This is a genomic window from Aromatoleum aromaticum EbN1 (assembly GCF_000025965.1).
GTDB classification, from domain to species: domain Bacteria; phylum Pseudomonadota; class Gammaproteobacteria; order Burkholderiales; family Rhodocyclaceae; genus Aromatoleum; species Aromatoleum aromaticum.
Genome location: NC_006513.1, coordinates 4,081,079 through 4,104,829 on the forward strand (window position 1 = coordinate 4,081,079; position 23,751 = coordinate 4,104,829).

Here is a 23,751-nt window from a genome sequence, read left to right on the forward strand (position 1 = left end):
GAAATCCGCCGCCGGCCCTGGCCTCTCATGCAGCGGATCAGTGGCTCGGAGGCTGCCAGTAGTTCTGCTGGCCGTAATAGGCGTGTATTTCACTCGCCCAGGTGGTGTCGGCCATGCTCGGCCAGTGGTCCTTGTCGAATCCCGGAGCGTTCTTCAGCCGTTCGGCGTCCACGTCGAGGATGAAGCACTTGCGGTCCGTATCGAGCGTCAAGGCGCCCCACGGGATCGCAAAGAGCTTGCGCCCGAGACCGAGGAAACCACCCGTCGACAGCACTGCGTACGCGACCCGGCCGCTCTGCACGTCGATCATGACCTCCTTGATATTGCCCAGGTCTTCGCCGGCACGATTGACGACGTCATCGCCTTCCAGCGTGCTCGCCGCCATGACCTGGGGGCCGGGTCCGCTGCGGTCTTCGTTTCCCGAACCGACGATGTCGGCGTGTTGAGTGGTAGTGGTGGTGGTGCCGGGAGGATTGATGCTTGCCATGTCATTGCTCCTTTTGGATGAAAGTTCCACGATGAAGACGGCCGGACACCGCGCGCGACGTCCGGCCGGCCCTGCTCACTCCCTGCTTTGTCCTTTCGACTCGCCGGAGGAGCTTCCTCGTCCGCCCGAATCGCCCGGCTCCGGTTGCCCGGATACCGATCGCCCGGACGAAGCTCCGGTTTCCTGCGCGGCCCGATTCGACGATGCCTCGAAACGGGCGAACGACTCCGCTCCCGCCGGAGGCTCCGGAGCGCGGATGCGCAGGTGGTTTTCGATGTCCTTCACGCCCCAGCAACTGTCCGCGACGTCTTCGATCACGTGCTTCATGTAGCGCTCCGGAACGGTCCCTTCGAGCGTGACGCAGCCGTCCGAAACATTCACCGAGACCTCGGTGACGTCGAGCGACCGGTCCTGCATGAGGCGCTCGCAGACGACTTCGCGAAGACGCTCGTCGGAACGCGAATAGCCTTTCGGCCCCTGCCGGCCGCGCCCGGCGCCGCTCCACAGCGGCATGCCGCGGTATTGCGGGGTGCGGCTGCAGGACGGGCTGCCGACGTACGGCAATTCCTGGTCCTGAATCCACTGGCCTTGCGACGACCCGTAGTCGCCCGCGCCGAAGCCGCCGCGCAGGCCGCCCTGCTGGAAGCGCCCCGGAGTGGGGTCCACCGGGCCGTAGTCCGCGTCGCCGGAAACCCCGTGATACGGCCGGTTGCCGCCGTACCCACCCCCTTCGAGACTCCCGCCCGGGTTGCCCCTGCGCCAGTCCTGGAGGTTAGGGTCCTGGCCGGACCGTCCGTATTCCTGGCTCGTGCGTCCGCCGAACGAGCCTTCCCGCACCGAGCCATAGCCTCCTGCCGAACCCCCGTCGTCGAAACCGCGCTGGCTGTCCTGCAGCTGTTGCGGCTGGCGCGATCCGCTGCCCTCGCCCTGTCCGTACACAGCGGGGGGTTTGCCATAACCCGGCCCCGGCATGCCGGGGCCACCTTGTCCGCGGCGGACCTCTTCGTCGTGCTGCCGTGTTGGTTGCGAACGATGTCGTTTCATCATCGTGCTCCTCCTGCGCGATCGGTGAGGGGCCGGAGCGCCGCCTTGCGCCGGCGACCCTGCTCCATCTTCCGCGGAGAGTGGCAAACGTCGTGCCCACGGTGGGCGCCCCGCCGAACGGCCCGATGGCCGTTACGGCAGCGCAAGGCGTGCAACGATTACAGGAGGGTGCAATTAGCGGCGCGAACCGGCGCGGCCAGTGTCACGCCGCCGATGCCTGGCGGCGTTGCGCGTCGAGGTCCGCGACGTCGAGTGTCGCGGCGATGGTCTCGATCAGGATCCGCGCCTCGACCGGTTTGCCGACGCATTCCTGGAAGCCGGCGAGTTCGAAGCGCGTGCGGTCGAGGCGACTCAGGGCGGTCACTGCGACTGCCGGGATGAACGGCAGCGAAGCCAGCTCGCGCACGCGCTGCAGCACGCTGAAGCCGCTGTCGCCCGGCATCGCTATGTCGAGCAGCAGGATTGCCGGCAGGCTGACGGCATCCGGCCGGGCGAGCTCCGCGAGGAGCTCGGTGCCGGAACTGAAGGTGCGCACGTGCGCACCGGCCTGCGACAGGATCAACGTCATCACTTCGCGCGCGTCCGCCTCGTCATCGACAACCAGCACGTCGACACCTTCGAGCGCAATGCGCGGCGGACGGCCTTCCCGCGCCTCGGGCGATTCGCCCGGCAGGGCGTCCTGCACCGGGCGGGGCAGTTCCACCGTGAATACCGACCCGCAGCCCGGCCCGGCGCTCTCGACGCGCACTGCGCCGCCGTGGAGTTCGACCAGATTGCGCACCAGCGCAAGCCCGATCCCGAGGCCCTGGTGACGACGCGTCATCGACGTGTCGGCCTGGCTGAAGCGGTCGAACACGTGCGGCAGAAAGCCGGCCTCGATGCCGACCCCGGAATCCGCGACCGACAGGATCACCGACGTCTCGCCCTGGGCCAGGCGCAGCTCGACCCAGCCGCCTTCGGGCGTGAACTTCAGCGCGTTCGCGAGCAAGTTGATGACGATCTGCTGCAGCCGGTCGTGGTCGCCATTGATCATCAGCGAGGGGCAAGCGGTATCGACGCGCAGCTCGATCCGTTTCGCCTTCGCCGTATCCCACGAAAGGTCGATCGCCGCGTGGACGATTTCGACGAGATTCACGCGGCGGCTGTTCAGCTCGAGCTTGCCGCTGATGATCCGCGACGTGTCGAGAAGGTCGTCAATCAACCGCGCCTGATGGTCGATGTTGCGCTTGATCGCCTCCGCCGCGCGCAGCACCGTCGCCGGTTCGGGATTGCCCGACGCGGTCAGCACCTGGCTCCAGCCTTTGAGCGCGTTCAGCGGCGAACGCAGCTCGTGCGAAACGATCGCGAGGAACTCGTCCTTCGCGCGGTTGGCGCGTTCGGCCTCACCGCGCAGACGGTGTTCGGCGACGAGCAGCTGTTCGAGTTCGCGCTGCGCACGCTTGCGCTCGGTGATGTCCTTGGACACGCCGACGAGCCCGAACACGTGCCCCTGGGAGTCGCGCAGCGGCGACTTCGTCACGAGGAAAGTGCGCGTGCCGGCGCGTGTCGTGCGCGATTCCTCGACGACGATCGGCCGGCGCGTCTCGATGACGCGGCGGTCGTTTTCGAGGATGCGCCGCATTTCCTCGGAGCTGCCGAAAAGACTCTCTTCCTTGTGCCCGACGACCTGCGCGCGACTCAACCCCATCGCCTGCAGCGCGGCTGGATTGACCATCATGATGCGGCCTTCGCGACTTTTCGCGACGATCAGCTCCGGGGTGCTTGCAGCGATCGTGCGCAGCAGCGTCGTGCTCTCGCGCAGCACCGACATGGTTCGTTCCAACGCCCGCGTGCGGTCGCCGACGCGCCGGTCGAGAGCGGCGTAGGCCTGCCGGTCCGCATGTTCCCGCGCGCGATGGGCGCGCGCGTCGCGGAGCACCAGCACACCGCCGTTGATTCCGCCTTTCCAGTCGCGGATCGGCGTCGCGGTCGCCTCCACCGCGCGCACGCTGCCATCGCGCATGCGCAGTCCCGGTTCCCCGCTGATCGTCACCTGGCCCAGCTCGGAAAATGCCCTCGCGAACGGTGATCCCATCGGCTGGTCGGTCGCTTCGTCGACGAGCACGACCAGCTCCTGCAGATCGCGGCCGATCGCGTCGCCGACCTTGACATCGAGCAACGTCTCCGCTGCAGGGTTGAGGAACCCGACACGCATCTCGTTATTGACGGTGATGACCGCGTCCTCGATGGTGGCAAGCGTGACCTCCAGCCACTGCTGCTGCGTGTTGGCGCGGATCTCGGCAATCGAACGGTCGGTGTTCATCTCGTCGAGCCGGGCAGCAGTCCACAGGATCAGGACCGTGCACGCGACGATCATCGCAACTGCCACGACCCCTTCGCCCTCGATCACGCCGAACCATCCGAAGCGCTGACCCAGTGCCTGCAGCCAACCGGCCAAGAGCGGCACGGCGATGGCGACCGGCAGCAGGCGGCGGAAAATCACCGCGCCGGGCGAATCGTGCTCGAGCAACTGTATGAACCGCGGCGGCGGATTCCTCAACAGCAGGCTGAAGCTCGTGATCAGCAGCGCCAGCGCCACCGGCAGCGCGATGCCGACCGAAGGGATCGCGAGGTTCAGGCGGACGAAATGGAAAGTCAGCCCGACTACCGCCACCAGCGCGACGCCGCCGACGGCCACCGCGAGCAGCCGCGAGATCGCGACCAGGCGGGAGTCGCTCAGGGGCGCGAGCGCCAGCGCTGCGGAAAGGAGGAGGTAGGTGGTGGCTGTCCCGACAGCCGGCCCGGAAGGGGAATAAATGGATTCGGATTCGGCCGGCGGCAGCAGGGGCGACAGGACCATGCCGACCGGATCCGGTCCGATCGTCAGCGCCATCATCGACATCAGCGCGACGGCAACGGCCGCGAAGGCGACGGTGAAACGTGCGCGCGCGGCCGGCGCGCGATCGAGCTCGCGCAACGCGAAGGCAATGAACAGGAGCTTGACGATGCTGGTCGGCAAGAACGGCACGAACTCCGCTCCCAGCGTTCCCAGAGCGGGCATCCCGACAAACCACCCCACTGCGCCGATCAGCGCCAGCACCACGACGGCGGGACTGGCATACGCGGAGATTTGCCGGAGCCGCATCCCCCAGACGCTCGGGACCCGTTCCGCGGCAGCGGGAAGGAAGACGCTATCGCCCATTCGAATCGTCATCGGCATGGTCTCCGGTCTTGCGTCACCCTCGCGCAAAGACGGCCATGAGATGGCCATCCGGCTCACTCATGTTAAGACCGTGATCTGCTGGCAGTGTTCTTTTTTGCAGATAATTACCGTTTCGCCGGGAAGCGCGACCACTGCCAGGATTGCCGCGGGTCGGCGGCTGCGCCTGACGAAGCGGTCCTGCCTGTACCGCGTTGCTGCACCCACCCCATCAGATGCGGGACCGCGGCCCACGGGCTGCCGTAGCGCCAGCGCAACGCCGACAGCGCCAGGCCCGTTGCCACTGCGAGAAAGCCCTTGCGCACCGGCGCTCCCGCCTCCTGTCGGCGAGGACGTCGCCGTATCAAGTTGCCGACGACAAACCCCGTCATCAACGCTGCACCCAGGCCGCGCGGGGAGGCGACTTCAGTGCGCACATGCCCGCGCCACGCGGCGAACTGCGCATGCAGCAATCGGCGCTCGAGCGCGACCCGTGCTTCAGCCTCCGCGAGCGACTTTCCACGTGTGTTCATTGTCTGTCTCCGCGCAGCGGCTCGCCTTCGACTTGCCGCAACGTTGCGGCAAGCGGCGGATTGCGCTTGAGCTGATGCCACAGCCACGTGCCCGCGAGCGCCGCTGCGACGATGTTGAGCAGTCCCGCGCACGCCAGCACTCCGGGCCACGAAATGCCGTCCTGGAGCAGCCAGCCGGCGACGGCGACGACGAATGCGAGCCACGCCGTGACGACCAGCACCGCGGCCACGATCGCGACGCACAACACTGCGATGACCTGATGCACCGCATGGCGGGCGTCGACGACGACCAGCGATACGTACGCTTTGACCAGACTTTTGACCCGCCGCAACAGGCCTGGCAGCGAAGGGTCCGCAGGGCCTGTCTCGTACGTTTCCGCCGCCATCATCGACTCTCCCGCTCGCGGACGATCAGTGCGACGTGAAGCGACTGAACAACATCCCCACTCCGACCGCGATCATCACCGAGGCGACCGGATGGCGCCTGACGCATTCGCGCGCACCTTCCAGCATATGGTCCTGCGTCACCATCCACTCCTGCCCTTTTTCTCCGGCCTGCCGCAGCGTGGAAGCTGCCGCACCCGCAAGACGATCTACCGTGTCATGAGCGGTGCTCGTGAATTGCTCGATCTTCTGCGCCCCCTTCTCGGCGCCCGCGCCAACTGTGCCCTGTGAACCCACGCCTTGCATGCCCGGTGTCGTATTTTCCATTTTGAATTCTCCTTTGACTGATCTGCCGAAGCCGTTGCCAAGGCAAAGCCGCTGGCGTACTCGCCGGGTAGCAAACGGCGTGCCCGATGACATTCAACGCCGACGCTCGTCCTCGCGCGGATCCCGGTTCGTTGCCTCCGACGTCTCGCGCGGCACGTCTGCACCGGGCGAGCGTTCGGGCGGCACGCCTGGACCGGGGACGTCCGACGGAATACCGCGTCCGGTGGTGTCGCGCAGACCGCGGCGGATATCGCGCGCCGCCTGTTCGATCACCTTGCGCGGGAGCTTCCCCTCCGGCTCGGGGCGGTCGGGCGACTCGTCCCTTTCGTGGGGCAATGGCATTTCGTCGGCGACGGGAGGACGCGCGACGTTCGTGTCTTCGGCGTCGGGAACCGGGTAACGGGGGTTCGACGGATCGGCTGGGGGAGGCCTCGTCGGGTCGCGTCTGCTTTCCTTGCTCATTGGCACACCTCCGGGGAGTTAGCGTGTTCTTCCCTGCAAGCACATTTCATGCAGGGGGAAACGCGCCCTGCTGCAGGAAATGCAATGCGAATGTCCAGTAAGACTTACGCCAGCCTGTAAGACTTACATCGAAGCAGCGTGTTTCGCTGCTGCCGCCTCACCGGAGCCCGTTGGTCGAGGAGGAACGGCCCTCGTCCTCACTCGCCCCGCCCGCGAACTCCTCGGCATCCTCTTCGTCATAGAGATCCTCCTTGCCGGCGTTATAGACGGCGAGGCGGTTGTACAGCGTCTTGAGGCTGATGCCGAGCATCTCGGCCGCCTTGCGCTTGACGTTGCCGCATTCCATCAGCGTGGCTTCCATGACCCGCCGGTTGACTTCGTCGAGCGGCGTGCCGACGCGGATCGTGATCACCGAGCTGTTCGATTTCTGCAGGGAATTCTCCGGCGCGTGGTCCGGTTCGATGACGTCGTCGGCGAGGATGAAGGCGCGATGGACGTAGTTCTTCAGCTCGCGCACGTTGCCCGGCCAGCTGTGCGCGTACAGCGCGGCGATCGCCGCGGGCGAGAATCGCTTGTTCGTCTGCTCCTGCTCGTTGAGCTCGGCAAGGAAATGTTCCGCGAGCAGTTCGATGTCGGTGCCGCGTTCGCGCAACGGCGGCAGGTAGATCGGGAACACATTGAGGCGGTGGTAGAGGTCTTCGCGCATACGGCCCTCGGCGACCGCTTTTTCGGGCGAGCGGTTCGTCGCGGCGATCAGCCGTACATCGGTCGAGATATGTTCATTCGTGCCGACCCGCATGAACGTGCCGGTCTCGAGCACGCGCAGCAGCTTGACCTGCAGCTCCGGGCGCATCTCGGTGACTTCGTCGAGGAACAGCGTGCCGCGGTTGGCCCGTTCGAAAAAGCCGTGGTGCTGGCGATCGGCCCCGGTGAAGCTGCCTTTCTCGTGTCCGAACAGCTCGCTCTCGACGAGCTGCGGCGACACGGCGCCACAGTTGAGCGGCAGGAACGGGTGGCGCTTGCGCCGGCTCAGGTCGTGGATGCTCTGCGCGACCACTTCCTTGCCGGTGCCGCTCTCGCCGATCAGCAGCACCGAGGCCGAAGTCGGCGCGACCCGCGATAGCTGGTCGTACAGGCGGTGCATCGGCGGGGAGCTGCCGAGAATGTGGCCGACCCGCCCGAGCTTGCGCAGTTCGTTGCGCAGCTCGCCGATTTCCTGGCGGAAATGCTCCGCTTTCGGGATCCGCTGCAGGATGCCGCGCAGACGCTCGATGTCGACCGGCTTGACGAGGTAGTCGGTGGCGCCGGAGCGCAGCGCGTCGATCGCAGTCTCGACGCTCGCGTGCCCGGTGATGAGGACGACTTCCGTGGTATCGCGCGATTCGAGCTCGCCGACGAGTTCGATTCCCAGCCCGTCGGGAAGCATCAGGTCGGTGAGCACGACATCGGGAGTCGAGCGGGTGAGATGGATGCGTGCAGCCCGCAACGAATCGGCGGTGGCCACGCTGTAGCCTTCGCCCTTGATGAACTCGGTGAGCCAGCCCAGGGATTCCGGGTCGTCATCGACCAGCAGTACGTTGGACATTTCTCCTCCGTGGCACGACGCTAGCTTGATACTAGTCCTCCCCACCTCGGCCCATTGTGGGAAGTTGTAATTTTTTCAGTCAATTGCCCGTGAGCTGTCGTGCGTTGTGCCGCCTGGGGCCGGGAAAGCCGATTGCAGTGGTTCGTGAAAAGGCGACGGCTGCGGGATGGGCGTCGCCGGTGCGCGGGAGACCATCATGGCGATCGACTGGAACGAAATGTTTGCGCTGACGATTTCACCGCTCGAGATCATCATTCGCGGCACGATCATGTATTGGGCGATCTTCGCGATGTTCCGCACGATCCTGCAGCGCGACATCGGCGCCGTCGGCGTCGCGGACGTGCTGCTGCTGGTGCTCATCGCCGACGCGGCGCAGAACGCGATGGCGGGCGAATACCGCTCGATCACCGAGGGGCTGATACTGGTGGCGACGCTCATCGCCTGGAACGTCATCTTAGATTACCTCGCGTTCCGCTCCGAGCGCCTGCGCCGCCTGCTGCAGCCGCCGACGCTGCGGCTGGTGCGAGAAGGGCAGATCCTGCACCGCAACCTGCGGCGCGAGTTCATGAGCGAAGCGGAGCTGCGCTCGAAGCTGCGCGAACACGGCATCGAGGACCTGGCGGAAGTGCGCTCCGCGTTCATGGAAAGCAATGGCACGATCACCGTGCTGCGGCAGGACGGCGGCGAACCTGACAAGGCGCCGTCGGATCCACGCCCGCTGTAACTCCTTCCCGCACTCCACGCGAACTTACATCGCCCCGCCGTGCCGGACCGCCGCATTCGTCCGCTCGTCGATGGCCCGTCCCTATTCCGTCCGGGCACAGAGCTTGCCGATGCGGGTGCAACACCGGCAACACCCCGTACGACAGCATAGGCGGCGACAACATGAAAATTGCACTCATCAGCGAACACGCCTCCCCCCTCGCGACCCTCGGAAGCGTCGACAGCGGCGGCCAGAATGTGTACGTCGCCTACGTCGCTCGCGAACTGGGACGTGCCGGGCACAGCGTCGATGTCTTCACGCGCCGCGACAGTCCGGACCTGCCGCCGGTCGCGCGCTTCGGCCAGAACGTGCGGGTGATCCCGGTCCCCGCCGGGCCGCCGCGCTTCATCGCGAAGGAGGCCCTGCTGCCGCACATGGACGAATTCAGCGAAAGCGTGATCGCCTGCTGCGCGGGGAGGAGACCGTACGACGTCGTCCATGCAAATTTTTTCATGTCCGGCATCGCTGCGCTGAGGATGCGCGAGGAATACGGCACGCCGTTCGTCATTACCTTCCACGCGCTCGGAAAAGTGCGCCGCCTGCATCAGGGCAGCGCGGACGGGTTCCCGGCGTCGCGGACGGACATCGAGGAGCTGCTGGTCGCTTCGGCCGATCGCATCGTCGCCGAATGCCCGCAGGATCGCTGCGATCTCATCGACCTCTACGACGCGCACCCCGAGCGCATCGCGGTCGTGCCGTGCGGCGTCGACACCACTGAACTGGGGCCGGGAAGGCGTGCGCTGCGCAAGGAGTTCGGGATCGGTGAGGACCGGTTCGTGGTCCTGCAGCTGGGCCGTCTGGTGCCCCGCAAAGGCATCGACAACGTCATCCGCGGCATCGCCGAACTGCGGTGGCAGCACGGGGTCGAGGCGACGCTGCTGGTCGTCGGCGGCGAGTCGGACGAACCCGATCCCGCGCTGACCCCCGAGATCGGCCGTCTCGCGGACATCGCCGAGGCCGAGGACGTTGCCGAACGCGTGATCTTCACCGGGCGGCGCTCCCGCGCGGCGCTTCGCGACTTCTACTGCGGCGCCGATGTGTTCGTCACGACGCCGTGGTACGAGCCCTTCGGCATCACGCCGCTCGAAGCGATGGCCTGCGGCTGCCCGGTGATCGGCGCGAAAGTCGGCGGCATCAAGCACACCGTGGTCGATGGAGTGACGGGATTCCTCGTACCGCCGAACGACCCGCAGGCGCTCGCCGCGCGTCTCGCCCGCCTGCATCGCGAACCGTCGCTCGGGCGGATGTTCGGCCGCGCCGGCATGCGGCGCGTGCGCAGCGGCTTCACGTGGCAGCGCGTGACGAGCGCGCTCGAGACCGTCTACCTCGCAGTGCAACCCGCTCCCGCGTTCCAACTCATCGAAAGGACGATCGGCTTATGACTCTCCAGACCACTTCCCTCGATGGCCGGACCGCTCTCGTCACCGGGGGCGGACGCGGGCTCGGCAAGGCGTTGTGCGAGGCGCTGTGCGCGGGCGGCGCACGCGTCATCATCGCCGACGTGCGGGCCGATCTCGCCGAGCAGGCCGCACTGGCGCTGACGGCCAAGGGTTACCAGACGATGCATCACGCCGTGGACGTCGGCGACGAGCAGCAGGTAGCGGACTGCCTCGACGCCGGACGCGAGCGCTTCGGCGCGATCGACATCCTCATCAACAACGCCGGCGTCGACTACACGCTGCCGCTCGCCGAGCTCGAAGTGGCGCAGTGGGACCACGTGATGGCGACGAACCTGCGCGGCCCGTTCCTGTTCTGCAAGCGCGTGCTCGAGCAGATGCGCCCGCTCGGCAGCGGCCACATCATCAACATCACCTCGACCGCGGCCAAGCGCGCGTGGCCGAACGCCTCGGTGTATCACGCCAGCAAATGGGGCCTGCTCGGCTTCTCGCACGCGCTGCACGCCGAGCTGCGCCCGCTCGGCATCAAGGTCACTGCGGTCATTGCCGGCGGGATGCGCACGCCTTTCCTGCTCGACCGCTTTCCGGACATCGATCTTGCCACGCTGCAAGATCCCCGCACCGTCGCCGCGGCAGTCGTGCAGGTGCTGCAGATGCCGCCGGACAGCGTCGTGCCGGAGATCACGGTGCTGCCGATGGGGGAGACATCGTGGCCCTGAATGCTGCGGTTTTCATCGACAAGGACGGCACGCTCATCCACGACGTGCCGTACAACGTCGACCCGACCAAAGTGCGCCTGCGCGACGGTGCGGGCGAAGCGCTCGCCCGGCTGCAGCGCCATGGCTATCACCTCATCCTGGTGACGAACCAGCCGGGGGTGGCGCTCGGTCTGTTCGAACCCGACGCGCTCGAAGCGGTGTGGGCCGCAATCGCCGCGCTGCTGTCGCCGTACGGCGTGGTGTTCGACGCGATCTACCACTGCCCCCACCATCCGCAAGGCACCGACGCCCGCTTCACCGGCCAGTGCGAATGCCGCAAGCCCGAACCCGGACTGCTGCTGCAGGCCGCGCAGGACCACCGCCTCGACCTGCAGCGCTCGTGGCTGATCGGCGACATCCTCGACGACGTCGAAGCCGGGCGGCGGGCTGGCTGTCGCACCGTGCTGCTCGCGGTCGGATCGGAAACGGAATGGCGCCGCGGGCCGATGCGCGAGCCCCACCTCGTGGCATCGAGCCTCGCCGAAGCGGTCGACGGCATCCTCGAATGGGTGCCGGCCGAAGTGCCCGACGATATCACGGCGGAATCCGAGAGCGGATTCACGGTGTGGCAGACGGACGAGCCGGAATGGACGCGCTGACGCGTGCCGCGCGCTGGAAAGAGGCGGGACGCATCCTCGCCGTGCGGCTCGACAACCTCGGCGACGTGCTGATGACCACTCCGGCGCTGCGGGCCTTGCGCGAATCCGTGCCGGGCCGGCACATCACGCTGCTCACGTCGGCCTCGGGGGCGGCCGCAGTCCCGTTCGTGCCGGAAGTCGACGCCGCCATCGTCGCGTCCGGCGCGCCGTGGATGCCGGGCGTCGACAGCCCGCCGGATCGCCTGATCGAAACCGCGCAGCTGCTGCGCGAGCGACGCTTCGACGCCGCCGTGATCTTCACCGTCTATAGCCAGAGCGCGCTGCCGGCGGCGATGCTGTGCTGGCTCGCCGGCATTCCGCTGCGGCTCGCGCACTGCCGCGAGAACCCGTATCAGCTCCTGACCGACTGGATCGAGGACCCGGAGCCGCAGGAGCTGTTGCGCCACGAAGTGCGCCGCCAGCTCGACCTGGTCGCCGCGGTCGGGGCGAGCTGCGATGATCGCCGCCTGTCTTTCCGGCTGCGCGACGAGGACAAGGCGCATGCACGCGCGCTGCTGCGCGGCGAGGGCATCGACCCCGAGCGACCGTATGTCGTCATCCACCCCGGCGCGTCGGCGCCGTCGCGCCGTTATCCGGAAGAGCATTTCGCCGCAGTCGTGAAGCGCGTGCTCGGTTTCGCGGCCGGCGGCCAGGTGTTCCGGGTCCTCTTCACGGGAGACGAATCCGAGCGCGCGCTGGTCGACACGATCCGTTCGCTCGCCGGGAATTGCCTGCCGTCGCTCGCCGGCCGGCTCAGCCTCGGCGAGCTCGCCGCGGTCATCGATTCGGCCGCAGTGCTGATCGCGAACAACACCGGCCCGGTGCATCTGGCCGCCGCGGTCGGCACGCCGGTCGTCGACATCTACGCGCTGACGAACCCGCAGCACGCGCCGTGGAAAGTCGCGCACCGCGTGCTCTACGAGGACGTGCCGTGCCGTTTCTGCTACCGCAGCGTGTGCCCGCAGGGGCACCACAACTGCCTGCGCCTGCTCGACCCGCAGCGCGTTGCCGAAGCCGCGCGCGAGCTGCTCGAACTGGGCGCCGAACAGTCTTCCGTCCCGCTGCCGGCGATCAGCGCCGGCAAGCACGACCTCTTCTGACTGCACGCGGAAAAAACCTCATGCGATCGTCCGCCCCGCTGCGCATCTTCACGTGGCATGTGCATGGCAACTACCTCTACTACCTGAGCCAGGTCCCGCACACCTTCTACATCCCCGTCGATGCGGCGCGCTCGCCCGGCTACGCGGGGCGCGCCGGCGCGCTGCCGTGGGGCGACAACGTCGTCGAACTGCCGCTCGAACAGGTTGCGACGACCGAATTCGACTGCATCCTGTTCCAGTCGCGCAGCCACTACGACGACGACCAGTACCGCGTGCTGTCCGCGTCGCAGCGGCGCCTGCCGCGCATCTACCTCGAACACGACACGCCGCAGGTGCATCCGACGAACACGCGCCACCCGGTGGACGACCCGGCGACGCTGCTGGTGCATGTCACGCCGTTCAATGCACTGATGTGGGACAACGGCCGCACGCCGACGCGCGTCATCGACCACGGCGTGATCGTGCCGCCGCACGTGCGCTACGAAGGCGGGCTGCCGCGCGGCATCGCGGTGGTGAACCATATCGCGCGCCGCGGCCGGCGCCTCGGCGCGGACGTCTTCGCGATGGCGCGAGCACAGGTGCCGCTCGACCTCGTCGGCATGGCGTCCGAATGCAGCGGCGGGCTCGGCGAGATCCCGAACCCGGAGCTGCCGCAATTCCTGTCGCACTACCGCTTCTACTTCCATCCGGTGCGCTGGACGAGCCTCGGGCTGGCCGCGATCGAAGCGATGATGATCGGCCTGCCGGTCGTCGGGCTCGCGACGACCGAACTCGTGACCGTGATCCGCAACGGCGAATCCGGTTTCATCGACACCGATCCGCAGCGTCTCGTCGAGGCGATGCGGCACCTGATCGAGGCGCCCGACGAAGCCGCGCGGCTGGGCGCCGGCGCACGTCGCATCGCGCTCGAGCGCTTCAACATCGAGCGCTTCGTCGATGACTGGCTGCATGTCCTTGCCGAAATCACGGCATAGACGGGCGCGCGAGCGCGTCCGGCCGCCGCGCGAAGCGGCGTGGGCAGCACGCCTCAGGCTGCCGCCGCTGCTCGCATCGCCACGTAAAGCCGCGCGTATCGGCCGGCGCTGCCCCCCCAGCTGAAGTCCCGCGCCATGCCGTTGCAGCACAGCGTGCGCCACGCCACACGGTCGGCAAACACTTTCAGCGCGCGGTCGACCGCTTCGACGAGCGCCGCCGGTGTCGCTTCGGCGAACAGGAACCCCGACGCTTCACCGCGATGCAGGCCATCGACGCTGAAGTCGCCGACCGAGTCGACCAGCCCTCCCGTCGCGCGCACGATCGGCGGCGTGCCGTAGCGCTGGCTGTACATCTGGTTCAGCCCGCACGGCTCGAAGCGCGACGGCATCACGAACGCATCGGCGCCGGCCTCGATGCGGTGCGCGAGCCGCTCGTCGAAGCCGATCACCGCAGCGATACGGTCCGGCCTCGCGGCCGCGCGTTGGCGCCACGCCTGCTCGAAGCGCGCATCGCCTCCTCCGAGCAGCGCGAGCTGCACCGGCCGCGCCAGCAATTCCGGCAGCGCATCGAGCACCAGGTCGATGCCTTTCTGGTCGGTCAGGCGGGTGACCATGCCGAGCAGCAGCGCATCGTCGTCGGCCGCCAGGCCCAACTCGGCCTGCAGCGCGCGCTTGTTCGGCGCCTTGTCTTCGAGCGTGTCCGCGTCGTAGTTCGTGTCGAGGTGCGGATCGGTGCGCGGGTTCCAGGCATCCATGTCGATGCCGTTGAGGATGCCGGCGAGGCGGTTCGCGCGCGTCTCGAGCAGCCCCTGCATGCCGCAGCCGTGCGCTTCGGTGCGGATCTCGCGCGCGTACGTCGGGCTGACGGCGACGATGCGGTCCGCATAGTAGAGGCCGGCCTTCAGGAACGACAGCTTGCCCCAGTACTCGACGCCTTCGGACTTCAGGCTCTCGGGCGGCAGTCCGAGCCGTTCGGCGACGTCGAGCGGGAAGATCCCCTGGAACGCGAGGTTATGGACGACGATGAGGCTGGGCGCCGCCCCGGGCAGGCCGAGCTTCAGGTACGCCGGTGCGAGCGCCGTGGGCCAGTCGTTGCAGTGCAGGATGTCCGCGCGCCACACCAGCGGGCTCGCGGCGCTCGCCAGCCGCGCGGCGACGTGCGACAGCAGGCCGAAACGCAGCGCGTTGTCAGTGTAGTCGACGCCCTCACCGTCCTGGTACGGACCGCCTTCGCGCCGGTACAGCGACGGACAGTCGAGCACCAGCGCCGGCACGCCGCTCGGCAGCCGACCGCGCAGCAGGCGGGCGGACGGCAGGCCGTGCGCGGAGCGGATGTCCGCGACCTTGCGCGCATTTCGCGCCGCCTGACGCACCGACGGATAACCCGGCAGCAGCACGCACACGTCGAGTCCGAGCGCCGCCAGCGCAGCCGGCAGGCTCGCGCTGACGTCGCCGAGCCCGCCCGTCTTGGCCCATGGCGCGCACTCGGGCGTCGCGAACAGCACGCGGAGTCGGGCGGCTTTCCTGGTGGCATTCATTCCGCCTCCCGGGCGCCGGCGGCACGCATGCGTTGGGGCACGAGCAGGGCCAGCGGCAGCGCACCGAAGAGGCGCGCGACATCGAGATGGCAGCGGTTGCCGGCGCACTGCGGCCGCACACCCTGCCCGCACAGCGCGTCGCGCCATTGCCGGCCTTCCGAGAACGCCGGCAGCTCGACGAACGTGTCCTGCCAGATCGTCGGGTCGCGCAGCAGCGCGGCATCGCCGCGGCACAGCGTAAACAGCAGGCGCGAGGCGACGACGACGACGATGTCGTCACCGAGCACGCGCGCGAACGCGACGACGTGCAGCGCCGCCGGCCCGTCCGTCTCCAGCGCAACGTAGCGGCCGAAACGCATCGTCTGCTCGAACTCGCGCCGCACCGCGAGCGCTCGCCACAGCACATAAAGCTTGATGCGGCCGTCGTCGCGACCCTCGGACATCGCGTCGAGCATCGTGGCGAGCGCGCTGCGCCGCCTGGCCTCGTCCGCGCCGTCCGGGCACTCCTGCTTCAGGCCGTGCAGGAGGTCGCGCGCGGCAGCGAAATCGACCGGGAAGCGGTTATCGGGGTCCACGAGCCGGTAGTTCCAGGTCTCGCAGCCCTGGTAGATATCCGGCACGCCGGGGGCGGTGAGCTTGAGCAGCGCCATCGCGAGGCTGTTGTAGCAACCGAAGCACGACACCCGTGCGTGAAACGGCAGGAAGTCGGCGACGAACGGGTTGTCGAGCCCGCCGGCAAAGAGGCGCCGCACGAAGCCCGAAAGCGCCGCCTCGTAGCCGGGCTCGGGGTTCATCCAGCTGGTGTGCCGTTTCGCCTCGCGCGCGGCTTTCAGCATGTACGCATCGACGCGACGCGCGAGCTCGGCCAGGCCGCGGCTCTCGGGCGGCGTCGCCGGCCACACGCCGAGCAGCGTCTGGTACAGCAGGTACTCATCGTTGCACGACGGCGCGAGCGCGTCATTGACCCGACGCTTGTGGCGCTCGTTGAGCTTGCGCCAGCGCCGCAGCGCGAGCCGCCACGCGCCCGGCATCTCGGACAGCACGTCGATGCGCGCACGCACGTCCTCCGAGCGCTTGCTGTCGTGGGTCGAGCTGCCGACCAGGCCGAACGGGTGGCTCGCCGCGACACGCTCGTTGGCGGCGTGGAAATCCTGCACCGCGATGCCGAACGTGTGCGGGTCGCCGCCGACGTCGTTGAGCGACACCAGCCGGTTGTAGCGGTAGAACGCGGTATCTTCCATCGACTTGGCCATCACCGGCGCGGTGAACTGCTGGAAGCGCCGCACGAAGCGCAGCTTGAGCAGGCGCAGTTCGGCGGCGGTTTCGCTCGGCGCCGAAACCAGCACGTCGCGCACGAAGCGCAGCACGGTCGCGTCGCCGGCACGCGTGCGCGCGGCAGCGGTCGCGATGGCGCGCTCGATGTAGCGGCGGTCGGTGTCGGAGACTCCGCGCGGCCCGATGTAGGTGCGATAGACCGGGAAGCCGGCGACGATCTCCTTCAGCGCGCCGCGCAGCCGGCTGCGCGTGAAATCGCGCGTGCGCCGGTCGTGCTGGGCGATATCGTGGAGCAGCCCGGCCAGCCCGCTGACTTCGCCCGGCAGCGAATGCGTCATGATCAGCAGCTTCGCTTCGTGCAGCACTTCGCTGAAATTGCGCGCTTCGCCGGTGAAGGCGCGGTAGATCCGCGAAAAGCGCGATTCCTGAGCTGAATCGACGAACAGCCCGTTGCACAGGTTCGCGAAGCGGTAGCCGGTATCGCCGTGCACCGGCCAGTCGGCCGGCAGCGGCTCGAACTCGGCGAGGATTTTCTCGACGACGAGGTACAGCGCAGGCTCCGGGCCCGCGGACGGCGTCCCGCCGGCGAGCGCCAGCTCGCGGCAGATGGCCGCGTGGCGGGCCTGCAGGCGTTCGAAATACGCGACCGGCTCGGCGAGCCCGTCCGGGTGGTCGATACGCAGGCCCGACACGCGCCCTTGTGCGAGCCAGCGGAAGATCTGCGCGTGCGTCGCCTCGAACACGCTGTCCACTTCCATGCGCAGCGCCGCCAAGTCGTTGATGTCGAAGAAGCGGCGGTAGTTGATATCGTCGGCGGCGACGCGCCACGACGCGAGCCGGTATGCCTGGCGCGCGAGCAGCGCGTCGAGCGCATCGAAGCTCGCCGGTTCGCCGACGCGCCCGTTGAACGCCGCAAGCCGTTCCCCGATACGCGCCCGCACCGCCGGGAGCCGCTCGTGGAGCGCCGCGAGGTGCTGCTTGAAGAGGTTCTTGTTGTGGCGGCGCTCGGTCTGCAGCGCCGGGTCGGCGACGTCGCGCGGCGGCAGGTGGCGCAGCGCCGCGAGCAGCGTCTCGAGTTCGACCTGCTCGGCGTCAACGACGCTCTGCGCGCCGCGCGCCGACGCTGCCGGAGTGAGAATAGACGGGTAGTCGCACGGATCGACGGGGAAGCGGTGCTCGAAGTAATGCACGCTGAATTCGCCGCGCTCGGCGCTGAAACCGAGCGTAAGCTCACCGGCTTCGAGCACCAGCCCGTACTGGTCGCCGAGCACCGGCAGCAGCACTTTGCCGCGCAGCTCGGGGAAAGGCGGGTGCCAGTCGATGTCGAAGTGATCCGCGCATTCGGACGCCTCGCCGTTCTCGAGCACGTCCAGCCACCACTCGTTGTCGGCGCCGAGCACGCCGACGTGATTCGGCACGACGTCGAGAACCTGCCCGAGTCCGAGCTCGGCCAGACGGGCACAATAACGGTCGAAGTCGGCTTCGCTGCCGATCTCGGGATTCACCGCCTGGTGGTCGATGATGTCGTAGCCGTGCCGGCTGCCGGGGCGCGCCTTCAGGAACGGGGCGGCGTAGACGTGGCTGATGCCGAGCTCGGCGAGGTACGGCAGCACCGCTTCGGCCGCAGCGAAGCCGAAGTCGGCGTGGAACTGCAGCCGGTACGTCGCACGCGGGATCGCCGCAGTTTCCGGGTGGAAGTCGGGCGGGCCCCCGCTCAACTCGCGCAGCGGGCACGGCCGTTCCGCGTCCACTGCGGCACTGACCGCGCGCCACCGCGGATCGACTTCGATGTCGGCGAGAGCGGCGCCGAGCTTGCGGCGCCAGTTCGGGTATTCGGACTCGCTCGTCCCCGGCAAATTGACGCCTTCGAGCTGTCCCAGGACGTCCTCGAACTGCACCACGGCGATTGCCGCCGGCGTACGTGCGATGAAACGATGCACCGCGACCGCGAGGTGCGGATCGTCGTCTGCGACGCGCGCCGGATCGGTGCCGAGCACCTCATTTGGCTCATCTCCGGAGCCCTTTTCGGCGGCCAGTGCAGCGAGCAGCGCGCAGCGGTCGGCTTCGCGGCGTTCGAACTGGCGATCGCGCATCCCCGGCTCGCGGTACATGCCTAGCCTGTCGCGCAGCTGCAGGTCGAAGCCGCTCCAGTAGCTGCGCAGCGTCGGCAGGTCGTGCGTCGACACCGCCGCGACTGCCTGCGCCGGCCAGTCCCGCGGCGCCCGGAAGCCGCCCGCGTCCCAGTCCTGCTCGAAATACAGCGGGCGGTACGAAAGGATCGCGTGGCGCGCCATCGCGTCGCGGACTTCCTGCGGCACGATGCCGAGGTCCTCGCCGATGACGACGCAGCGATGGCTGCGGCTCTCGAGGCACAGCAGCCCGAGCAGCTCCTCCATCGGGTAGGCGACGTAGGCGCCGACCTGGCGCTGCCCGTCGCCCGGCAGCCAGAACAGGCGCATCAGGCTCATCACGTGATCGATGCGCAGCGCGCCGGCGTGGCGCATGTTCGCGCGCAGCACCGCGAGGAAAGGTTCGAAGCACTCGGCCGCGAGGCGCTGCGGGATGACTGGGGGAAAACCCCAGTCCTGCCCTGCCGGGTTAAGTTCGTCGGGCGGCGCGCCGGCATGGATGCCGAGCGCGTGCAGCTTCGGCCGCGCCCAGCTTTCCGAGCCGCCTTCGTTCACGCCCACCGCCAGGTCGCGGTACAGGCCGATCGCCATGCCGCGCGCCTGCGCCCGCGCGGCGACGCGGCGCAGCTGCGCTTCGGCCTGCCACTGCAGGTACTCGAAGAACTCGACGCGCTCCTCGTTGGCGAGGGCGAACGCTTCGACTGCCGGAGCGTCGATGTCGCGGTACGCCTCGGGCCACACTGTCCAGCCCCAGACTGCGGGATCGATGCGGAAGAACCGTTCCTGCAGCGCGTCGAACAGCGCGTGCGCGCGCAGGCTGCGCCCGCCCTCGCGCTGGAAGTCGCGGAACAGCCCGGCACGCTGCGTGTTGCGCTCGAGATGCACGGTGCGGAAATGGCGGTACAGCATCTCGAGCACTTCGAACTTCGCCTCGGCGACGCCGCCGTAGTCGACGAATTCAGTCGCCCGCAGCGCGTCGAGGCGATGCTGGAACACAGGCTCCTCGACGCGCCCGCGCGCCGCGGCGCATTCGCCGTAGTCGCGCGTCGTCTCGATCTCGACGTACAGCACGTTGAGCCATTCGCGGCTCGACGGGCTGTACGGGCTCGCGCGCACCGGGTCGTGCGGGAACAGCGCATGCAGCGGATTGACGCCGACAACGTGCGCGCCGGCATCGGCGGCGAGGTCGACGAGGCGCAGCAGGTCGCCGAAATCGCCGATCCCCCAGTTGCGCGACGAGCGCAGCGCATACACCTGCACGGCTGGTCCCCACAACCGGTCGCCGAGGCACTGGGGCGCCGGGCGAGGCAGCTGGAAACACGTGGCGGGGCAGATCGCGAGCGCCGCGGTGGCCAGTTCGCGCGGCGGCTGCGCAGGCTCGAAGAGCCGCAGCCGGTGGTGGCCCGGAGGCACGTCGATAGGCAGTTCCAGCAGCGCCGGGCGACGACTGTCGTCGCCACTCCCGTCGGCTTCCGGCAGGGGAGCATCGGGCGAGGCGGAATCGGGCGAAGCGGAATCGGGCAAGGGGGTGTCGGCCGAGGCGGGGCGCGGCACGACGACACCGGAACGCTCGCCGCCGTCCTCGAGCACGATGCGCCACGGCAGCGTGCGGCCGATGAACTCCACCGGCAGGTTCGCCGCCAGCCGCAGCGGTGGCGTGCCGCCCTGCACGACCAGCAGTGGCGGCAGGATGCGCCGGCGCGCGGCGGCGCGCAGGTCCGCGAGACAGGCTTCCGCCTCCGCCTGGTCGGCGACCGGATAGCCGAGCGCGGCGACGATGTCGCGCTTCTTCGCCTCGGGCACGACCGTGCGCCGGCCCCAGGCGTCCTCGTACTCGAGCGCGACGCCGAGATACACGCACAGCGCGTCGAGTCCCGTGCGCGCCTCGCCGCCCCCGTCGTGCCCCCTGCCGGAGTCCCCGGCCTCCCCCTTCTCGATCCCTCTCTCGCTCGCCGTTTCGCCGTCCATCTTCCCCCCTTGTTGCAGCCCGGTTGCTACGCCTCGCTTGCTGCGCCTCTTTTCAGCTATGTGCCGGCGCGGCCCGACGGCACGACATATGCCCGCACCGAGCATGGCGCGAACTGCCGCAGTTCGTCCGCGTCCGGCCCGAGCGACGCGAACGGGGCGACTTCGAGGCGATCGAACGTCACCGGCGTGTCGGAAAGATTGGCGCGCAATACGAGCGCGGCGCCGTCGGCGCATGGCCAGCGGATTTCGAACGCCTCGTCGCCGTGCATCGTCGTCGTGCAGGCGCCGGCGACGATCTGCGGCACGCGCGGTACGACAAACTGGTGGCGCAAACCGAGCAGCTCCCGATAAAAGCTTAGCCATTGCTGCCCCGCTTCGCTTTCGCGCGCGCTCCAGTCGAGCTTGCTCGCAACGAATGTCTCCTCGGCGCACGGATCGGGGATTTCGTGCCTGCCCTCGCCGGCCGTGGAAAAACGCTCGAAACCGGCGAACTCACGCTTGCGTCCCTCCCGCACCGCAGTCGCCAGCTCGCCCTGGTAGTCGCAGAAGTACAGGAAAGGCGTCGTCACCCCGGCCTCCTCGCCCATGAACATCAGCGGCGGCGAAGGGGCGAGCAACTGCAGCGCGACGACCGCGCGCAGCCGCTCGGGCGGCGCCAGCGTCACCAGCCGCTCGCCGAACGCGCGGTTGCCGACCTGGTCGTGGTTCTGCAGGAAATTGACGAACGCGGTCGGCGGCAGCGCGGCGCTGGGCTCGCCGCGGGGCCTGCCGTGGAACGGTGACAATTCGCCCTGGTAGGCGAAACCTTCGGCGAGGCAGCGCACGAGGTGGCGCACGGGATGGTCCGCATAGTCGGCGTAATAGCCGTCGCGCTCGCCAGTCAGCAGCACGTGGGCGGCGTGGTGGAAGTCGTCGTTCCACTGCGCGTCGTAACTGCCTGTGGCCTGCGGCACACCGAGCCGCGACGCCTCGTTGTCGACGTGTTCGAGAACCAGGTGGAGCTGGCGGTGGATCGCGCGCGCACGTACCCACATCGACAGCTCCTCGAGGATGTGGCTGGGCGACGCGTCGAAGATGCTCTGCACCGCGTCGAGCCGCAGGCCGTCGAAGCGATACTCCTCGAGCCAGTACAGCGCGTTGTGGATGAAGAATTCGCGCACCGTCGCGCTCGCGACACCGTCGAACGCGATCGCGCCGCCCCACGGCGTGGCATGTTCCGTGGTGAAGAACTGCGGCGTATAGACCTGCAGATAATTGCCGTCCGGGCCGAAATGGTTATAGACGACGTCGAGCAGCACCATCAGGCCGAGCCGGTGCGCGCTCTGCACGAAATGCTTCAGTTCGTCGGGGCTGCCATACGCTGCGTCGGGCGCGAACGGCAGCACGCCGTCGTAGCCCCAGCCGCGACTGCCGGGGAAATCCGCGAGCGGCATCAGCTCGATCGCGGTGACGCCGAGCCGCGCCAGTTCGGCGAGCCTGCGCTCGGCAGCGTCGTAGCGTCCTTCCGGCGTGAACGTGCCGACGTGCAGTTCATAGATCACCGCCTCGTGCCACGGTCGCCCGTGCCAGGCGCCGTCCTCCCAGCCGAACTGCCGCGGGTCGACGAGCAGGCTCGGGCCGTGGACATCCTGCGGGTTGAAGCGCGACGCCGGGTCCGGCACTTCGAGCTGGCCGTCGAGCCGGAACATGTAGAGATCGCCCGCCCGCGCCTCTCCCACCCGGCAGCTGTGCCACCCTTCGGACTTCGCGCACGGGACGTAATGCTTCGCTCCCGACGGCGTGACGAGGCACAGCTCGACGTGTTTGGTCGCCGGCGCCCACAGGCGGAAGCGGTAGCCGGCGCTCTCGTCGTGTTCGTCGATGCGCTCCGGTCCGAACGGCATGCGGTGCATATGGTGCGATGGCCCATGGTGCGATGGCCGCCCCGGACGGAGGCCACCGTATTCCAGCTCCGGGGATTTTCGGGCGGGGATCCCGGTATCGCGATAATGCATGTTCATGGCTTGAGCTGTCCCTTGCCGACGACGACGACGCCGGATTCGCTGATGTGGAAACGCTGGCGGTCGGCTTCGGGGTCGTAGCCGATCTTCATGCCGGGGGGAACGAAGTTGTACTGGTCGATGATCGCGCGACGCACCCGCGCGCCCTTGCCGATGACCGAGCGGTCCATGATGATCGAATCGACCACCTCGGCCCCCTCCTCGACGACGACTTCGCGACGCAGCAGCGAGCGCTCGATGACTGCGCGGCGGATCACCACCCCGGCGCCGAGCGACGCAGTGCGGATGTGTCCGTCATGGACCTGGGCGGCCTCGGTCTGGTCCGGGTTCGCGTAGATCGGCCAGTGCGGATTCGACATGCAGAATTTCGGAAATTCGCCGAGCGTGTCGAAGTTGGCGTCGTAATACGCATCGATCGTGCCGACGTCGCGCCAGTACGCCGGCTCCTCGTAGTCGCGGATGCCGCGCATGCGGTTCGTCGTGAAGTCGTACGCCATCACGCGGTTGCGCTCGGCCATCGCCGGCAGCAGGTTCTTGCCGAAATCGTGGCCTCCTCGCGAATGCGCGCGCCTCAGCGCGTCGACGAGGAGATCCGCGGAAAACACGTAGTTGCCCATCGACGCCAGCGCGTGGCCCGGCCGCCCGGGCATCGGCTCGGCCGATTCCGGCTTCTCGCGGAAATCGCGGATGCGCCCGGCGCTGTCGGTGCGGATGATGCCGAACGAACTCGTGTGCTCGAGCGGCACGGGAAGCGCCGCGACCGTCGCGTCGGCCTGCGTCGCAATGTGGAATTCGATCATCTGGCGCAGATCCATGCGATATACATGGTCCGCGCCGAACACGACGACGAGATCCGGCTTCACCAGCTCGACGAGGTGCAGGTTCTGGTACACCGAATCCGCGGTCCCCTGGAACCACTCCGGCCCGTGCTGCATCTGCGGCGGCACGACCGTGACAAAGTGGTGCGGAAGCAGCGGACTCATGACCCACGCACGCCGGGTATGTTCGATCAGCGATTGGGACTTGTACTGCACCAGCAGGTAGATCGAATAGATCTCGGAGTTGACGAGGTTCGACAGCACGAAATCGACGATGCGGTGGCGTCCGTTGAAAGGCACCGACGGTTTCGACCGCTCCGCCGTCAGCGGGTGCAGGCGGCTACCTTCCCCACCGGCCATGACGAACGCAAGCACTGATTTGCCGGCAATCAT

Annotated in this window: 18 protein-coding genes; 6 read left to right on the forward strand and 12 right to left on the reverse strand. The window is 68.2% G+C overall.

Going from position 1 to position 23,751, the window contains the following annotated elements:
• Positions 1–37 precede the first annotated feature (37 nt).
• The 8 genes from EBN1_RS19445 to EBN1_RS19480 all read right to left on the reverse strand — a co-directional run bounded on the left by EBN1_RS19445 (position 38) and on the right by EBN1_RS19480 (position 8,000).
• Positions 38–487 (reverse strand): PRC-barrel domain-containing protein, encoded by a 450-nt coding sequence (locus EBN1_RS19445; protein WP_011239699.1) that lies wholly within the window; start codon positions 485–487, stop codon positions 38–40.
• A 75-nt stretch (positions 488–562) separates the two neighbouring features.
• Positions 563–1,534: a BON domain-containing protein gene (locus EBN1_RS19450; protein WP_011239700.1), complete on the reverse strand. Its 972-nt coding sequence runs from the start codon at positions 1,532–1,534 to the stop codon at positions 563–565.
• Between the two features lie 199 nt (positions 1,535–1,733).
• The gene (locus tag EBN1_RS19455; protein ID WP_241762774.1) at positions 1,734–4,724 is read right to left on the reverse strand and encodes a hybrid sensor histidine kinase/response regulator; all 2,991 of its coding nucleotides are present in this window, start codon (positions 4,722–4,724) and stop codon (positions 1,734–1,736) included.
• 113 nt (positions 4,725–4,837) lie between these two features.
• Positions 4,838–5,242, reverse strand: coding sequence for a hypothetical protein (locus tag EBN1_RS19460; RefSeq protein WP_041646611.1), 405 nt, complete (start codon positions 5,240–5,242; stop codon positions 4,838–4,840).
• Positions 5,239–5,631, reverse strand: a complete 393-nt coding sequence (locus EBN1_RS19465; protein WP_085938661.1) for a phage holin family protein — start codon at positions 5,629–5,631, stop codon at positions 5,239–5,241. Before EBN1_RS19465 ends, EBN1_RS19460 begins: the two co-directional genes overlap by 4 nt.
• A 22-nt stretch (positions 5,632–5,653) precedes the next feature.
• Entirely contained in the window at positions 5,654–5,953 is a 300-nt protein-coding gene (locus EBN1_RS19470) for a hypothetical protein (RefSeq protein ID WP_011239703.1), read from the reverse strand.
• Between the two features lie 93 nt (positions 5,954–6,046).
• The gene (locus EBN1_RS19475; protein ID WP_041646612.1) at positions 6,047–6,415 is read right to left on the reverse strand and encodes a hypothetical protein; all 369 of its coding nucleotides are present in this window, start codon (positions 6,413–6,415) and stop codon (positions 6,047–6,049) included.
• 157 nt (positions 6,416–6,572) lie between these two features.
• Positions 6,573–8,000, reverse strand: coding sequence for a sigma-54-dependent transcriptional regulator (locus EBN1_RS19480; RefSeq protein WP_011239705.1), 1,428 nt, complete (start codon positions 7,998–8,000; stop codon positions 6,573–6,575).
• 196 nt (positions 8,001–8,196) lie between these two features.
• Between EBN1_RS19480 and EBN1_RS19485 the strand changes: the two genes are divergently transcribed.
• The 6 genes from EBN1_RS19485 to EBN1_RS19510 all read left to right on the forward strand — a co-directional run bounded on the left by EBN1_RS19485 (position 8,197) and on the right by EBN1_RS19510 (position 13,630).
• Positions 8,197–8,724 carry a DUF421 domain-containing protein gene (locus tag EBN1_RS19485; RefSeq protein ID WP_011239706.1) on the forward strand — a complete coding sequence of 176 codons (528 nt, stop codon included), beginning with the start codon at positions 8,197–8,199 and terminating at the stop codon, positions 8,722–8,724.
• 161 nt (positions 8,725–8,885) lie between these two features.
• Positions 8,886–10,145: a glycosyltransferase gene (locus tag EBN1_RS19490; protein ID WP_011239707.1), complete on the forward strand. Its 1,260-nt coding sequence runs from the start codon at positions 8,886–8,888 to the stop codon at positions 10,143–10,145.
• Positions 10,142–10,879: an SDR family oxidoreductase gene (locus EBN1_RS19495; protein ID WP_011239708.1), complete on the forward strand. Its 738-nt coding sequence runs from the start codon at positions 10,142–10,144 to the stop codon at positions 10,877–10,879. Before EBN1_RS19490 ends, EBN1_RS19495 begins: the two co-directional genes overlap by 4 nt.
• On the forward strand, positions 10,870–11,517 hold the full coding sequence (locus EBN1_RS19500) for a D-glycero-alpha-D-manno-heptose-1,7-bisphosphate 7-phosphatase (protein ID WP_011239709.1): 648 nt from the start codon (positions 10,870–10,872) through the stop codon (positions 11,515–11,517). The genes EBN1_RS19495 and EBN1_RS19500 overlap by 10 nt, the downstream gene beginning before the upstream one ends.
• A complete protein-coding gene (gene waaF / locus EBN1_RS19505; protein ID WP_011239710.1) occupies positions 11,505–12,656 on the forward strand; it encodes a lipopolysaccharide heptosyltransferase II in 1,152 nt (383 codons plus the stop codon). Before EBN1_RS19500 ends, waaF begins: the two co-directional genes overlap by 13 nt.
• 20 nt (positions 12,657–12,676) lie before the next feature.
• Positions 12,677–13,630 carry a glycosyltransferase gene (locus tag EBN1_RS19510; RefSeq protein WP_011239711.1) on the forward strand — a complete coding sequence of 318 codons (954 nt, stop codon included), beginning with the start codon at positions 12,677–12,679 and terminating at the stop codon, positions 13,628–13,630.
• Positions 13,631–13,683: 53 nt separating this feature from the next.
• Here EBN1_RS19510 and glgA read toward each other — a convergent pair whose 3' ends face one another.
• The 4 genes from glgA to EBN1_RS19530 all read right to left on the reverse strand — a co-directional run bounded on the left by glgA (position 13,684) and on the right by EBN1_RS19530 (position 23,751).
• Positions 13,684–15,168 (reverse strand): glycogen synthase GlgA, encoded by a 1,485-nt coding sequence (gene glgA, locus EBN1_RS19515; protein WP_011239712.1) that lies wholly within the window; start codon positions 15,166–15,168, stop codon positions 13,684–13,686.
• Positions 15,165–20,540, reverse strand: a complete 5,376-nt coding sequence (locus EBN1_RS19520) for a malto-oligosyltrehalose synthase (protein WP_011239713.1) — start codon at positions 20,538–20,540, stop codon at positions 15,165–15,167. Before EBN1_RS19520 ends, glgA begins: the two co-directional genes overlap by 4 nt.
• A gap of 56 nt (positions 20,541–20,596) precedes the next feature.
• Positions 20,597–22,423: a malto-oligosyltrehalose trehalohydrolase gene (gene treZ / locus EBN1_RS19525; RefSeq protein ID WP_041647679.1), complete on the reverse strand. Its 1,827-nt coding sequence runs from the start codon at positions 22,421–22,423 to the stop codon at positions 20,597–20,599.
• A gap of 113 nt (positions 22,424–22,536) precedes the next feature.
• Positions 22,537–23,751 carry a glucose-1-phosphate adenylyltransferase gene (locus tag EBN1_RS19530; RefSeq protein ID WP_011239715.1) on the reverse strand — a complete coding sequence of 405 codons (1,215 nt, stop codon included), beginning with the start codon at positions 23,749–23,751 and terminating at the stop codon, positions 22,537–22,539.